Raw genomic sequence first — 15,146 nt, 5'->3', positions numbered from 1 at the left:
GCAATGGCCAAGCCCCGCGCTCACCGGAACCACCGCCAAACCCATCGCTGAATGCCCGCTCCGATCAATAGGACCAGCGCATTGTTACTGACGAAGGGGCGTAATTTCTCGCCTCTTCGGTTTCCCCCAATTATGCAAGTGCCGAGCGCTCGGTTCGAGTCCTTTGCTGCTCCGCGATTTCATTGGCGCGCATGTCAAAGAGCTCGCTGACCCGAAACATGTCTACGTTCCAATCCAGCAGACTGTCAGCTCCTGCTGATTGAGACGAGAATTTGGCTAAAAGAGCAAGGTTCGACAGGCTGTTAGCCCCATGAGTCCGACATCCCTGGGCATTGCACTCAACCCGAGTGCCAGAATCTCGATTCACGCAAGCGAGCAGCCACCTTCGTTTCTGGTTGAGGCTCCTGTCAAGGGAGCAGCCTTGTCCCGCGTAACGGTCAGCGCAGAGAATCTGCCCGGCGCGCATGCCTTTCTCTGCTCAATTCTGATCGATGGCCGAAATGACGCGCAGATCGGCGAACAGGAAGCGATTGAACTGCGCCAGATCGGCCTCTTCGTACCCGCAGATGCGATGCCTGAGGAAGTCGCTTATCGATTTCCGCGACGTGACCTGAAGATCTCGAACGCAAAAAACTCGCGCGACAAAATCGGTGACCCGGCACGCCGCACCGCGCATCTGTCTACACTGCGCATTCCTGCCGAATGGCAGGAGCAAGCGCTCCGATTTGAACCGCATCACCACGGTAGCGTCTGGGCGCCCATTCAATTCGCTGGCGACACTGAACTTGCTGGCTGCGACGACAAAAAGTGCGTCGAAACCTTGAATTCGAAAGGCGATCTGGATGACGAGAAAACACGCATCCACTTCGAACGCGAAGGTTTTTCTCACCTGGAGAACCTGCTTCCAGCCGAGCATGTGAAGGAACTGGGTCGCTATTTCAAGGCCCTGGCATCACAAGGTTTCTTGGCCTGCAAAGAGGACCGCGGAATCCATCGCTTCGTCGCACACAACCATCCTGTCGCCCGCTTCTGGCACGATCAGTTGAATGAGCGTGTATCGCAACTCGTGGGACAACCAACGAAGCCTTCCTACTGCTTCGTGTCAATTTACATTGCTGGTGGAGATCTGTTCTGGCACACCGATCGACCTCCATGCGAGTACACGATTACGCTGCTACTCGATTGCACGCCACTCGATGCAGAGGGTCGATCACCCTGGGCGCTCAAGCTGAAAGACCGAAACGGCACGATCCGTTCGTTGCATCAACGCGTGGGCGAGGCTTTGATACTCAGAGGACGCGAGCTGATGCACAGCCGCGATCCGCTGCCCGATGGATACAGCTCTGCATCCTTGTTGTTTCATTTCGTCAACGACAGCTATGACGGAGAACTGGAGTGAAGGCTACGCTGATCAATTGGCACAACTGCGATGACGTTCAAAAGGCTTGCCAATCGTGTTGCGTGGCTGATGAGTTTTTTGAACGTCGCCTTTTTCTATCAAAAAGCTCGAATAGGTGGCATCTGTCTGCGCCAGACACGACACGGTGGGTGCAATGACGATCATGGGTCAGATGGTCAAGCCTGAGGCGAACACGTCTGAAAAGCCTGTGCACCACGTGCAGGCCTACTTCCAGCGCCTGGGCGACACCATCGCGGCGGAACTCGGCGAAGGCTCCGAAGCCGTCTACGCAAACCTCCAACGTGTGGCTGCAAATCAACTGGAAAACTTCAACCCGTCCGCACACATCACGCATGACGATCTCATTGACTACATGCTCAGCGCCGACACGCTGTGCAAGCAGGCGGATCTGGACGGCAAGTTCGCCGAACCACCGCTGTCGCTCTACCACGGCGGCGATTTCGATATCTCGGCATTGATCTGGCTGGACGGCACCACGAGCATCCATCAACACGCTTTTTGCGGCGCGTTCCACGTATTGGCCGGTTCGAGCATTCACAGCCGATTTCAATTTGACGCCAGGCAACCGACTGCGAAAATGCAGCGCGCCATTCCTGGCCGCCTTCGGTTGGTGGGTCTTGAAGTACTGCATGCTGGCGATACCCGCATCATCGCTCGCGGCAGCGATCTGATTCATTCGCTGTTCCACATGATCCGCCCGTCGCTGACGATCGTCATTCGTACGATCACCGATGATCCTGACGCCGAAGTGCAATACGACTATCGCTGGCCGGGACTTGCATTCGATCCGTTTCAGCGCCATGCGCCCACTATTCGCAAGTTGCAGTATCTGCGCATGTTGCGCGCGCTGGGTAAAGATGCCGTGCTCGTGCATCTTCATCGTGTTCTGGCGAATGCCGATCTTCTTCTCGCCTATTTGCTGATATCAGAGCAAACGCGAATCTCCGCGGACCCGGAGCAGGCGCGAGAACTAGCCGCGGTGTGCGCGGCGTTGCCCGCGGAAGAGCGCCAACTGCTCGCTCAGGTTGTGCACAACGATTTGCTCAGCCAAACGGTTATCGATTGCCGACGCAAGCTGCACGATCCCGGACACCGCTTCCTGCTCGCCCTGCTCCTCAATGTGTTCGACAGACAGGAACTGCTGCGTCTGGTGCAGCGCGAATTCCACGTTGACGATCCAGTTGATCAGGTGATGGCCTGGGTTGCTGAAATGACCGGCAATACAGAACGCTTTGCAAATCTGATCGGTCTCGATTTCAGCACCACCGAACTGCGCATGCTGACCAGCATGTTTCGCGGCGCGGGTCTTCACGCCGTGCTCGCTCAATTCAGCGATCGCTATGGCGCAGCAGAAGTCGCCAGCCAGGGTGAGAAGTTGTCGGCATTGTTTGTCGCCCTGAAAAGCTGCGCGCTGTTTCACCACATCTTTGCAGACCTGACGGACTAGAACCGGGACGCCCCAACCAGCAACGCCGGCAGTGTGGTCCCTGGGCAACACAGGCGCTTTCAAGGCACCCGGAATCCGTCGCGGATTTCAAATGGACGTATATCCATATATCCGCCGGTAATGGGAATAGTCGGGAAACCCGTCTCTTCTCCGCTAGACTCTCGGCCTTTACCTTGCCATCGCCTGCCCGCACTGGCACTCCCATCAGCCGAGGAAACAACATGAAGCGGGAAACCATCGCCATTCACGGCGGCTTTGCCGGTGATCCACAGACGCACTCCGTGGCCGTACCGCTTTACCAGACCACCAGCTATTACTTCGATGACACCCAGCATGGCGCCGACCTGTTCGACCTCAAGGTTGCGGGCAACATCTACACGCGCATCATGAATCCCACCACGGCGGTGCTGGAAGAGCGTGTGGCGCTGCTGGAAGGTGGCATCGGCGCGCTCGCCTTTGCCTCGGGCATGGCCGCGATCACGGCTTGCGTGCAGACCCTGGCCAGGGCCGGCGACAACATCGTCGCCACCAGCCAGCTCTACGGCGGCACCTACAACTTCTTCTGTCACACCTTGCCCAATCAGGGCATCGAAGTGCGCATGGTCGATGGCCGCGACGCGAAAGCCGTCGCCGCCGCCATTGACGAAAATACCCGGCTGGTCTTTTGCGAGTCGGTCGGCAATCCGGCCGGCAATGTCGTCGACATCGCGGCGCTCGCCGAAGTTGCCCATGCCGCCGGCGTACCGCTGGCAGTCGACAACACGGTGCCCTCCCCGGCCCTGTGCCGGCCGATCGAGCACGGCGCGGACATCGTCATCCACGCCTTGACCAAGTACATGGGCGGCCACGGCACCAGCCTCGGTGGCGTGCTGGTGGATTCGGGCAAGTTTCCATGGAAAGGTAGTGCCCGCTTCCCGCAGTTCAACCTGCCCGACCCGAGCTATCACGGCGTGGTCTACGTCGATGCGTTCAAGGAAGCCGCCTTCATCGGGCGTGCGCGGGTCGTGCCACTGCGCAACATGGGCGCCGCCATTTCACCCTTCAACGCGTTTCTGATCCTGCAGGGTATCGAGACGCTGTCGCTGCGCATGGAGCGCCATTGCCAGAATGCGCTGGCCATCGCGCGCCACTTGAAGGATCACCCGAAGGTCAGCTGGATCAATTTCGCCGGCCTCGCGGACAATCGTGACTACGCCCTGGCACAGAAATACATGGACGGCGGCATTCCATCGGCCATCCTCAGTTTCGGCCTCAAGGGTGACCGCGAGAATTGCGCGCGCTTCATGGACAAGCTCGAACTGATCAAGCGGCTGGTCAACATCGGCGACGCCAAAAGCCTGGCCTGCCACCCGGCCAGCACCACCCACCGCCAGCTCAACGACGAGGAGCTGGCAAAAGCCGGGGTCAGTGCCGATCTGATACGCCTGTCCATCGGCATCGAGCACATCGACGACCTGATCGCCGATCTGGAACAGGCCTTCGCAGCCGTATAGCCGCCCGAAGCTCGGAGGCAGAAAACGTGGCCCAGCCTGGAAATCAAAACCGCCAGGCTGGGCACACGCTGCAACTCTGGGTGAGCGCTACGCGCCCAGGTGCTGCGCGTGAAAGCGCAGGTGCTGTTCGATGAAGCTGGCGATGAAGAAGTAGCTGTGGTCGTAACCTTCATGGCGGTTGAGCTCCAGGGGATAACCACTGGTCTTGGCCGCCGCCTCCAGTGCTTCGGGTTTCAGTTGTTCGACCAGGAACTCGTCAGCCTCACCCTGATCGACCAGGGTCGGCACGAACTGGCTCGCCTGGCGCATCAGCAAACTGGCATCGTAGTCCGCCCAGCTGTCGGTGTTCTTGCCCAGATAGGCGGAGAATGCCTTCTTGCCCCAGGGGCTGTTGATCGGGTTGCTGATCGGGCTGAACGCCGACACCGACTTGAAACGCTGCGGATTGCGCAAGGCCATGACCAGGGCGCCGTGACCACCCATCGAGTGGCCGGAAATCGAGCGCAGGTCGCTGACCGGGAACGTCGCCTCGATCAGTTTCGGCAACTCATCCATCACGTAGTCGTACATCTGGTAGTGCTCGCTCCACGGGCTTTGCGTGGCGTTTACATAAAAGCCGGCACCCTTGCCGAGGTCATAGCCCTCTGCATCCGCCACGGCGTCGCCTCGGGGGCTGGTGTCCGGGGCCACAATGGCAATGCCGAGTTCGGCTGCGATGCGCTGGGCACCAGCCTTGTGCATGAAGTTCTCGTCGGTGCAGGTCAGACCTGACAGCCAATACAGCACCGGTACTTTCTGACCGTTGGAGGCCTGCGGCGGCAGGTAGATGGCAAAGCGCATGTCGCAATTCAGACTGCTTGAAGCGTGCCGGTATTGCTTGTTCCAGCCGCCGAACATGCGGTTGCGACTCAAATTCTCTATTGTCATCAAATTGTCCTCGTCATGGACGCAGCCACCCGCGCGCGGATGGCTGCGTCGTATTACATGTTGAAATGGATCACGCTGCGGATGCTCTTGCCGGCGTGCATCAGTTCGAATGCTTCGTTGATCTGCTCCAGACCCATCGTGTGGGTGATGAAATCGTCGAGCTTGAACTCGCCCTGCATGTAGCGATCAACGATGCCCGGCAACTCCGAGCGACCCTTGACGCCACCGAAGGCCGAACCGCGCCAGACACGGCCGGTAACCAACTGGAACGGGCGGGTGGAAATTTCCTGGCCGGCACCGGCCACGCCGATGATCACCGACTCGCCCCAGCCCTTGTGGCAGCACTCCAGCGCCGAGCGCATTACGTTGACATTGCCGATGCACTCGAACGAGTAGTCCACGCCACCGTCGGTCAACTCGACGATCACATCCTGGATCGGCTTGTCGTAATCCTTGGGATTGATGCAATCGGTCGCACCGAGCTTGCGCGCCAGTTCGAATTTGCTCTCATTGATATCAATCGCGATGATCCGGCTGGCCTTGGCCATGGTCGCGCCAATGATGGCCGACAGGCCAATGCCACCCAGACCGAAGATCGCCACGGTGGCGCCTTCCTCGACCTTGGCCGTATTCATCACCGCGCCCATGCCGGTGGTCACGCCACAACCGAGCAGACAGACTTCCTCGAGCGGGGCGTCCTTGTTGACCTTGGCCAGCGCAATCTCCGGCAATACCGTGTATTCGGAGAACGTCGAACAGCCCATGTAATGGAAGATCGGCTTGCCGTCCTTGAAGAAGCGCGTGGTGCCATCCGGCATCAGGCCCTTGCCCTGGGTCTCGCGGATCTTCTGGCACAGGTTGGTCTTGCCGGATTTGCAGAATTTGCACTCCCCACATTCCGGCGTGTACAGCGGAATCACATGGTCGCCGACCTTGACGCTGGTGACGCCTTCGCCAATCGACTCGACGATGCCGCCACCCTCGTGACCGAGGATGACCGGGAAGATGCCTTCCGGATCATCGCCCGAAAGGGTGAATGCATCGGTATGGCAGACGCCCGTGGCAATAATGCGAATCCGCACTTCGCCGGCTTGCGGCGGCATCACATCCACTTCTTCAATGGACAAGGGCTGGTTGGCCCCCCATGCAATGGCCGCCCTGGATTTGATCATCTGAGACATAGTTTTTTCCTTGGTGGGTTGCGCGACACGATGAATTCTGAGAAACCGCATCTGGCGCTGCGAATGGAGGCCGACGAAGCTGGATCGCTACGATCTCGATCCACGCTTGTTGTGCGACGGGTATAGTCTAATGGTTACCGGGAAATTCATAATCCGGGCAATCTGCAAAACACTCTTACCCAGTCGTAATAATCAGGCCGGGCAGGATCGGTACATCAAACGCCAGGATTGACAATGTTTGCATGGGAAGGGGTCACCGAGTTCGTCGCTGTCGCCGAGACCGAGAGCTTCACCAAAGCGGCGAAACGGCTGGGCATATCCACCGCTCAGGTCAGCCGCCAGGTCAGCGCCCTGGAGGCCCGCCTGGCGACCAAGCTGTTCCACCGAACCACGCGCAAGGTCTCGGTGACGGAAACCGGACAGATCTATTTTCAGCATTGTCGTCAGATCCTTGACGCGCTGGACGAAGCCGAACGTACGGTGACCAATTTCCAGACGGTGCCGCGCGGCAAATTGAGTATTACCGCACCGGTAATCTACGGGGAAAGGACGATCGCGCCGCTGGTCAATGATTTCGTCCTGCGCCATCCGGAACTCGAGGTTCACCTGAACCTGACCAACCGGACCGTCGACCTCGTCGCCGAAGGTTATGACCTGGCCGTGCGCATGGGCACGCTGGCGAGCTCCACCCTGATGGCCACGCAGCTGGCTTCAAGAACCCAGCACGTGTGTGCGTCACCACTGTATCTGGCAAACCGCGGAACCCCGCACTCCTTGTCCGAGCTGGAGAGCCACAACTGCCTGCAGGGCAGCCAGGACCATTGGCGATTTCAGGAAAACGGCAAACCCCGAAGCCTGAGAATCAAGGGCAATATCACCTGCGGCAGCGGCTGGGCATTGCTCGATGCCGCGCTCAAGGGTGTGGGCATCGTGCAACTGCCGGACTACTACGTGCAGGCGCATCTGGGCTCCGGGAAGCTGATTGCCCTGTTGACGCAGTTCCAGCCGCCCGATGAAGGCATCTGGGCGGTCTACCCGCACAATCGCCACTTGTCACCGAAAGTACGTTTTCTGCTTGAGCATCTGCGACAGAGCCTGGCAATCTGAGCGCTGACCTGTTCCCGGAAAGCCAACGAGCAAAGCTCCCTTCAGCACTCCGTGGCGGTTGCCATGCAGCCAAAGTTACGAAGCGGTATCGTTGCTCTTCTTCTTCGGCGGAAATGCTTCGAGCAGGGGCTGAATGAGGTCCAGCGGCAGCGGGAAGACAATGGTCGAGGAGTTGCCACTGTTGGACATGTCGGCCATCGTCTGCAGATAGCGCAACTGCATGGCTTGCGGTTGCTGTGACAGCATCGCCGCGGCATCACGCAGCTTTTCCGATGCCTGCATTTCGCCCTCGGCATGGATCACCTTGGCGCGGCGCTCACGCTCGGCCTCGGCCTGACGTGCAATTGCGCGAACCATGGTCTCGTTGATGTCGACATCCTTGATTTCGACATCCGAAATCTTGATCCCCCAAGGGTCGGTGGCCTCATCAAGGGTTGTCTGCAAGGTGTGGTTGATTGAATCACGCTTGGACAGAATCTCATCGAGCTCATGCTGACCGAGCACCGAGCGCAGACGGGTTTGCGCCAATTGGCTGGTGGCCTGATAGAAGTCGGCAACTTGCAAGACGCATTTTTCCGGATCGACCACGCGGAAGTAGACCACGGCGTTGACTCGCACCGAGACGTTGTCAAGCGAAATGACATCCTGTGGTGGAACGTCCATCACGTTGACGCGCAAGTCGACGCGAATGATGCGCTGAATGACCGGCAAGAGCAGGATCAGACCGGGGCCCTTGGTGCCTGTGTAGCGTCCCAGAGTCAGGATCACGCCGCGCTCGTACTCGGGCAGGACCTTGATCGTGGAGACCAGTAAAAACAGGATCAGGATGACTACTACACCAGCAAATCCAAACATGACTGTCTCCTTTCAAGAGTGCGCACATTGCGCACGATTTATTCCGCTGTGACCCACAATGTCAGGCCGTCGCGACGCAATACTCGAACGCGTGTACCAGCGGGCAATGCCTGTTCGCTGCGTACCTGCCAACGCTCACCAAGGAAGCGCGCCTGAGCAACACCGCCGACGCTGATCGCATCGAGCATCTCGCCCTGCGCATCGAGCATTTGTTGATCGCCTCCGATGATGTGTGCGCGCCGCGCGCGCATGACCAACCAGAGTACTACGGCCAGCAATCCGCATGCACCGGCGGCGATGCCACCAATCACGCCAACGTTGATTGAAAATCCCGGAACATCCGTATCCAGCAACAGGATGGAACCAAAAATGAAAGCGGCGGTGCCACCGAGGCCCAGCGTGCCATAGGCCGGAGTGAAGGCTTCGGCGACGAGCAATCCAATTCCAAGCAGCATCAAGGCGAGCCCCGCATAGTTCACAGGCAGCATCTGCAATGCGTACAGACCGACCAGCAAGCTGATCGCGCCGACCACTCCCGGCAGCAAACCACCCGGGTGCATGGCTTCAAGAACCAGGCCGTAGATTCCGGCCAGCAAGAGCAGATAGGCGACGGTCGGGTTGGTGATCACGCCGAGAAAGCTGTTGCGCCAATTCGGCGCGTATTCACGAACCTCCATGCCCCCGAGTTTGAGCGTGAGCGTGCGCTCGCCAACGCGCACTTCACGGCCATCAGTCTTGGCCAGAAGGTCCGCCGTGTCGACGGCGATGAAATCGATGACACCTGCGGCAACCGCTTCGCTTGCCGTAAGGGTTGCGGCGTCGCGCACCGCTTTCTCTGCCCAATCCGCATTGCGTCCGCGCAACTGCGCAAGCGTTCGAATGTAGGCAATCGAATCATTCAGGACCTTGCTGGACTCGGCATCACCTGAATCAGTCTTTGCGTCAGGTTTCGCATCCGATTTTGGAGTTTCGTTATCGCTCTTGGCTGGCTCGCCCTTGTCATCGGCGGCCGGATCGGGCTTTGCCGGCGAGAGCATGCCACCACCAATCGAAACCGGCGTTGCCGCGCCGAGATGAGTCGCCGGAGCCATCGCGGCAATCTGTGCAGCATAAAGAATGTAGGTGCCGGCCGAAGCCGCGCGCGCGCCATCGGGAGCAACATAGCCAAGAATCGGAACGTCCGCTGCGAGCATACTGCTGACGATCTGGCGCATCGAAGTGGACAGGCCACCTGGCGTATCCAGTTGCAACACGATGGCACTCGCACCATCCGTATCAGCGCGCTGTAACGCGCTATCAAAATATTCGGCGGCGGCCGGTCCGATCGGGCCATTCAGCTGGATGCGCGCGACAAAGCCGGACTCGCTTGCAGCGCCGGAACCTTGAGCCAATGCGACGGCGACCAGCAACGTACCTGCGATCGAAAGGCATGCAGCCAAAAAACGTTTCATCAGCGCGAATCTCCGAGCGAAGTCGCAACCATCGCGTGGCAATCATCGAATGAATCCTTCACACCATACGATATGTGCTCTCCTTGCGCGTAATCAACGGGCCGTTGGTCCGATTGAGGCCAGTCGGCAGAACCAAGCTACCATGAGTGTCGGGCGAGCATTCCGTTCATCACTAACAACGAGGAGACAGACATGCAGGGAAACATCTTCGATCTGCATTCGATGAGCTGAAATGCGCGCCTCAACAAGAGCGCTGCAACAATGCTGATTCCCATTCGCCATCTCGGCTTCGGCTTGTTGCTCGCCTGTACCGGCCCAAGCGCCCAGAACGCGGCCGTTGAATTGACTCCTCAGCAACTGTTTGCCGGGCACAGTGAAGGCCATGGTTCACTGACGATTTTTCTCGGCAAGCCGCAGCCGTTCCATGTCGAGAGTCTCGGGCAGTTGCGGCCAGACGGAAGCTTCCAACTCGACCAGACCGTTACGTTCGAGGGCCAGCCTGCGAAAGATCGAAGCTGGATCCTCCGCACCGTGAGCCCGGGCGTGTACGCCGGAACACTGAGCGATGCGGTCGGGGACGTATCAGGTCGAAGCGAAGGTAATCGACTGACCTTGCGCTATCGCATCAAGAGTCTGCTTTCCATGCACCAGACACTTGAACTGATGTCCGACGGCAGGACGATCGACAATATCGGCAAGATCACTTTGCTTGGTATCCCGGTCGGGTGGCTGGACGAGACCATCGTCCTGGAAACCCCCATCCGGTAACGCCGGATTGATGCAACCCGCACGACCGCCAGGCAATGGATTTCTGTCTGCACCTGATCGGCTATTGACACAACAAGGCGGCTGGCCAATCGCCGGAAAGCGTGCGGCCAAACAAGAAGTCCGACCGAACGTTCGTGGCTTCACCCGGGATCAGCCATGCTCACGCTTATTGATGCCCGGAGTCCCCTGCTGGCGTGGTGGTCGGAACCCTGTTCTTGTTGAGATCCGGGATGATGAGGGAATCCACGGTTGCCGTTCCTGTAAGTTCCCGATCCTTTTCCTCGTAGGGCCCGCCGCTTTCCTGCAATTGACGGTATTCAATTGAAGCGTCGTTCTGCTTGCCACCAGTGACGGCCCAAGCGGTTGTAAGTTGATTGTTTGACATGCCGCCCAGGTTTGGCCCGCTCCACCAACCTTCACACCGCCAGCGAAGCCCAGCCGGGATCCGGTCCTATCGAGCTTTGCATCACGCCAGCGTCGCTTGGCCTTTCGCATGGCCTTCTTGTCGGCATATTTTGGTTTCAGTTGATCGAGAATCCGATTGGCCTCGGCAACCTGTTCGCTGTCCAGGGTGACATTGATCGCGTCACGCACCCTCACGTAGCGCGGCTCTCCGCGCTCGGCTGCCAGCGCGATCCAGGCCATCGCCCGGGGCAGATCAACCGGAATGCCCTGCCTTTTGAGTACATGACTGAAAGGTTGTACTGGGCCGGTTTGTAAGCCCACGACGCCGCCACCTCGTACATCTCGATGGCAAAGTCGTACTGGTCTCTCTCAAACGCATTTTCACCCTTCTTGAAAAAGTAGATGCCAGGTCGACCCGTACCTTCAGGTCCGGTGAAGCCCATGCGACTGCCGGTGCTGCGACCCGACTCGTAGCTGGAAGAACTCTTCGACGAAGCGGCGCGCAGGGAACTGGCTTCGTACCGGGCTATCGCCGAAACGGGAACGAGGCTCAACAGAAAAATCATGGCCTGAACAATACGGTTGGCTGGATACATAGAGGTTCCTTGATTGAGAAATAAACTTTGCCTGCTGTGCCGGTCAGTGCTTGTCATCATCAGTGCTCTTGGTCTGAGGGGCTTGCTTGCTGACGGGTTTTGCTGCGTCTCTACCCTCATCAATCTCACCGACAACGACCTGGCGTCCTGCTTTCGGTGCGAGAGTGCGAACAAAAGTCAGGTAGACATGACAAAGCGACAACCTTCACATCTCCCCTGACGCATAACAGAAGACTTCCGTCGCAGCACCACCCAAGCGCCTTGATGGGAACTGAGCGAAGGGGAATGCTCAATCGAGAGCAGCGCTTCGCGAAGCAAGGAATCGAGCAACCCGGTATGCCCAACGTCGTCTCAATGCATCCAGGCATCTCGTGGCAGTGCCTCGCGGCATTCCGGTATTGCATTCAAGATCCGATATACGTACATTAGTACGTATGGACGAGACCAATCTGACCGACAACCAACGCCGCGTGCTGGAATACATCCAGTCTCATGTGGCCGACCTTGGCCGAGCACCGACCTTGCGCGAAATCGCCGATGCGATGGGTTTTGCGCGGCATAGCTCGGCTCAGGATTACGTAACGGCATTGGTCAGGAAAGGCGTGCTTGAACGCGTCCCGCATCGTGGACTGCGCCTAAGCCATCGCTCACGGACACCGGCGGCCGTGATGCTGCCCCTCGTCGGCCGCGTGGCCGCCGGTAGTCCAATTCTTGCGACCGAGAATATCGAAGGCGAATTCGGCATCGATGCCAGCCTGTTTCGACCGCGCCCCGACTACTTCCTGCGCGTCGTCGGCTTGAGCATGCGTGACGCCGGCATTCTCGACGGCGACCTCGCCGCCATCCATCGCACCCAGACAGCGGATGACGGGCGCATCGTGGTCGCCCGCATCGACGATGAAGTGACCTTGAAAACCCTGGAGCGAAAGCGTGGACGGATTCGCCTGCTCCCTTCCAACCCTGATTTCGCGCCGATCGAAGTCGACCCCGAGTGTGAATCCTTCGCAATCGAAGGACTCTATGTCGGCATGATCCGGAGAACCTGATGTCCGCTGTCCTTGCGTCCCCTTTGCAACACTGCACTCCAATTCATCTGCAACCGCGATTCGACCTTGGCTTCGAAGCCCGCGCCATCCGACGCCCCTCGCGGCGAGCCGGTTTGTCGCTTCGATCGCGACCAAGCGGCAATGCCTCGCTCGATACCTTGTTGCCCGGAGGCGGGTGGCCGCTTGGCGGATTGATCGAGATCCTCGTTGAAAAAATGGACAACAGCGAGCTTGGATTGCTTCTCCCTGCACTTGCGGCACTCACGCGTGCACGCCAACGGGTTGCCATCATCGGCGCACCGAATGCACTCGATTCACGCAGGCTGGTCGCGGCCGGCATCGACCTCGACCATCTTTCCCGAATTGATTCCAGCGTCAGCGACACGCATTGGAGTGCCGAGCAATACCTGCGCGCAGGAGGATGTGCGGCTGTTGTTCTCTGGCAATCCCGCGATGACTACCGCCAGTTGCGAAATCTGCAGTTGGCAGCAGAAGGTGGTACGGCCCTCGCCTTTGTCTTTCGCTCGGCGGCGGCGGTTGATCAACCGAGTCCGGCTGCGCTCCGAATCAAGATTGCCATGGGTGAGCAAGGTCGTCGCATCGAAATATTGAGATGCCGTGGCATCCTCGATGCCTGATCCAGGTGAGGGCGTCTATGCGATCGATGCCAGCGGTTTCAGATAATCCGTTTGCCGAATTCACACCCGCTTGAATTCAGCCGGACACCGGACCAATCATGTGTCGTACTCTCCGCTGTCCCATGGAGCAAAGAAGGCCATGTAATTGCCTGGCTGCATCTCTACGGCCCATTCGTCACCTTCTTCTTCCGGCGCTCGTGCGACCAAGCCAAATTGAAGACCGAATTGCTCCAGGCAAAACGGAGCAACCTCCACCCGCTCAAATGAGACATCACCGAGGCATGCAAGCCTTTCGAGGTACAAGGAACGACGTGCCTCGGCATCAAGGTCTGCGCGTGGGCCCAGACTGTCGATCCTTGCCTCAATGAGCTGACCGGTTTGATCGAATGTATAGAGCGCGACGAATTCGCAGCCGGGACTGGCGTCTGTTGCTGGATCAAACGGGTTGGTCAGCAGGAATTGACGGCCGTCTCGGGTGCGACCCACGTGCTCAGCGTGGTAGTCATCATGATCAATCGCGATCAAATTTGGCTGACCCTTCAAGCGCTACTCCAGATGCCGATCACGCGGATCCGCGTTGCACGTACTTTTTCGCTACATAGCCTTCGATGACGTCAATGAAGTCGCTGGCGATACTGTCGCCGCGCAGGGTCATCGCCTTTTGCCCATCAATGAAAACCGGTGCCGCAGGTGACTCACCGGTGCCAGGCAGGGAGATACCAATATCTGCGTGCTTTGATTCGCCAGGTCCGTTGACGATGCAACCCATGACCGCAAGCGTCATGTTTTCGACGCCGTCATACTTGATTCGCCAAAGTGGCATCTTTTCGCGCACATGCTCTTGAACCGATTTCGCCAGCTCCTGGAAAAGTGAGCTGGTCGTTCGACCACATCCGGGGCAAGCCGTGACCATTGGTGTAAACGCACGCAGCCCCATGGTCTGCAGCAATTCCTGCGCGACGATCACCTCGTGGGTTCGCGATTCGCCGGGTTCAGGCGTCAGAGAAATTCGAATGGTGTCACCTATTCCTTCCTGCAGCAGCACGCTCAGCGCCGCGGTCGAGGCAACAATTCCCTTCGAACCCATGCCGGCTTCGGTCAGACCGAGATGCAATGCGTAGTCACAGCGCACCGCGAGATCGCGATAGACCGCAATCAGCTCCCGCACACCGGAAACCTTGCACGAAATGATGATCCGATCACGTCCCATGCCGAGCTCTTCAGCGCGAGCCGCAGAATCGAGAGCCGAACGAATCAAAGCCTCGCGTGCAACTCGCGCGGCATCCCAGGGATCGACCCGCGCATGGTTCTCATCCATCAGCATCGCGACCATGCTCTGGTCAAGCGAGCCCCAATTGGCACCAATGCGCACGGGCTTGTCGTAGCGCAGCGCCGTTTCGATGATTGCAGAAAACTGACCATCCTTCTTGCGCCCGAATCCGACATTGCCCGGGTTGATTCGGTATTTGGCCAATGCTTCGGCCGCCGCGGGTTCATCAGCGAGTAGTTGATGTCCGTTGTAGTGGAAATCACCAATCAGCGGCACCTCCACCGACATCATCGCAAGACGATCCCGGATTCTCGGTACAGCGGCGGCGGACTCTGCGTTGTTGACCGTGATGCGTACCAGTTCCGAACCGCTGCGCGCCAGCTCCGCGATCTGACGCGTCGTCGAGGCAACATCAGCGGTGTCGGTATTGGTCATCGATTGCACGACGATCGGGGCGCCGCCGCCGACGGTCACGCCGCCGACATCGACTGCGACAGTTCTGTGACGCGGATCGGGGGCGCCGAGCGTCGAATTGGTGAGCT

14 protein-coding genes are annotated in these 15,146 nt (G+C 58.7%); 7 read left to right on the top strand and 7 right to left on the bottom strand.

Going from position 1 to position 15,146, the window contains the following annotated elements; translation table 11 throughout:
• Window positions 1-310: 310 nt before the first annotated feature.
• The 3 genes from VFN25_RS12895 to VFN25_RS12885 all read left to right on the top strand — a co-directional run bounded on the left by VFN25_RS12895 (window position 311) and on the right by VFN25_RS12885 (window position 4,360).
• Complete coding sequence (locus VFN25_RS12895; protein WP_325142535.1) at window positions 311-1,399, top strand: hypothetical protein; 1,089 nt, start codon at window positions 311-313, stop codon at window positions 1,397-1,399.
• Window positions 1,400-1,514: 115 nt separating this feature from the next.
• Complete coding sequence (locus VFN25_RS12890) at window positions 1,515-2,867, top strand: hypothetical protein (RefSeq protein ID WP_325142533.1); 1,353 nt, start codon at window positions 1,515-1,517, stop codon at window positions 2,865-2,867.
• Window positions 2,868-3,088: 221 nt separating this feature from the next.
• Window positions 3,089-4,360: an O-acetylhomoserine aminocarboxypropyltransferase/cysteine synthase family protein gene (locus VFN25_RS12885; RefSeq protein ID WP_325142532.1), complete on the top strand. Its 1,272-nt coding sequence runs from the start codon at window positions 3,089-3,091 to the stop codon at window positions 4,358-4,360.
• Window positions 4,361-4,447: 87 nt separating this feature from the next.
• On the opposite strand, the gene fghA is transcribed toward VFN25_RS12885, so the two are convergent.
• Together fghA and VFN25_RS12875 are read right to left on the bottom strand one after the other, a co-directional pair.
• Entirely contained in the window at window positions 4,448-5,281 is an 834-nt protein-coding gene (fghA, locus tag VFN25_RS12880) for an S-formylglutathione hydrolase (RefSeq protein ID WP_414648955.1), read from the bottom strand.
• A gap of 59 nt (window positions 5,282-5,340) precedes the next feature.
• A complete protein-coding gene (locus tag VFN25_RS12875; RefSeq protein WP_325142573.1) occupies window positions 5,341-6,459 on the bottom strand; it encodes an S-(hydroxymethyl)glutathione dehydrogenase/class III alcohol dehydrogenase in 1,119 nt (372 codons plus the stop codon).
• A 243-nt stretch (window positions 6,460-6,702) separates the two neighbouring features.
• On the opposite strand from VFN25_RS12875, the gene VFN25_RS12870 reads away from it, so the two are divergent.
• A complete protein-coding gene (locus tag VFN25_RS12870) occupies window positions 6,703-7,575 on the top strand; it encodes a LysR substrate-binding domain-containing protein (protein ID WP_325142528.1) in 873 nt (290 codons plus the stop codon).
• Window positions 7,576-7,650: 75 nt separating this feature from the next.
• Here VFN25_RS12870 and VFN25_RS12865 read toward each other — a convergent pair whose 3' ends face one another.
• Both VFN25_RS12865 and VFN25_RS12860 read right to left on the bottom strand, forming a co-directional pair.
• Window positions 7,651-8,430, bottom strand: a complete 780-nt coding sequence (locus VFN25_RS12865; RefSeq protein ID WP_325142526.1) for a slipin family protein — start codon at window positions 8,428-8,430, stop codon at window positions 7,651-7,653.
• A 38-nt stretch (window positions 8,431-8,468) separates the two neighbouring features.
• A complete protein-coding gene (locus tag VFN25_RS12860) occupies window positions 8,469-9,881 on the bottom strand; it encodes a nodulation protein NfeD (protein ID WP_325142524.1) in 1,413 nt (470 codons plus the stop codon).
• A gap of 261 nt (window positions 9,882-10,142) precedes the next feature.
• Between VFN25_RS12860 and VFN25_RS12855 the strand changes: the two genes are divergently transcribed.
• The gene (locus VFN25_RS12855; protein ID WP_325142522.1) at window positions 10,143-10,649 is read left to right on the top strand and encodes a DUF3833 family protein; all 507 of its coding nucleotides are present in this window, start codon (window positions 10,143-10,145) and stop codon (window positions 10,647-10,649) included.
• A 596-nt stretch (window positions 10,650-11,245) separates the two neighbouring features.
• On the opposite strand, the gene VFN25_RS12850 is transcribed toward VFN25_RS12855, so the two are convergent.
• Window positions 11,246-11,710, bottom strand: a complete 465-nt coding sequence (locus VFN25_RS12850; RefSeq protein WP_325142520.1) for a hypothetical protein — start codon at window positions 11,708-11,710, stop codon at window positions 11,246-11,248.
• 374 nt (window positions 11,711-12,084) lie between these two features.
• Between VFN25_RS12850 and lexA the strand changes: the two genes are divergently transcribed.
• Both lexA and imuA read left to right on the top strand, forming a co-directional pair.
• Window positions 12,085-12,696 carry a transcriptional repressor LexA gene (gene lexA / locus VFN25_RS12845; protein ID WP_325142518.1) on the top strand — a complete coding sequence of 204 codons (612 nt, stop codon included), beginning with the start codon at window positions 12,085-12,087 and terminating at the stop codon, window positions 12,694-12,696.
• A gap of 113 nt (window positions 12,697-12,809) precedes the next feature.
• A complete protein-coding gene (gene imuA, locus VFN25_RS12840; protein WP_325142516.1) occupies window positions 12,810-13,334 on the top strand; it encodes a translesion DNA synthesis-associated protein ImuA in 525 nt (174 codons plus the stop codon).
• 96 nt (window positions 13,335-13,430) lie between these two features.
• On the opposite strand, the gene VFN25_RS12835 is transcribed toward imuA, so the two are convergent.
• Together VFN25_RS12835 and ispG are read right to left on the bottom strand one after the other, a co-directional pair.
• Window positions 13,431-13,859: a hypothetical protein gene (locus tag VFN25_RS12835; RefSeq protein WP_325142514.1), complete on the bottom strand. Its 429-nt coding sequence runs from the start codon at window positions 13,857-13,859 to the stop codon at window positions 13,431-13,433.
• Between the two features lie 37 nt (window positions 13,860-13,896).
• Window positions 13,897-15,146 (bottom strand): flavodoxin-dependent (E)-4-hydroxy-3-methylbut-2-enyl-diphosphate synthase (gene ispG, locus VFN25_RS12830; RefSeq protein ID WP_325142512.1); only part of this gene is annotated, 1,250 nt, incomplete at its 5' end.

The organism is Dokdonella sp., assembly GCF_035703485.1.
In the GTDB taxonomy this organism is placed as follows: Bacteria; Pseudomonadota; Gammaproteobacteria; order Xanthomonadales; family Rhodanobacteraceae; genus Dokdonella.
Note: the sequence above shows the minus strand (reverse complement) of the source record. Positions and strands in the feature narration are given on the sequence as shown.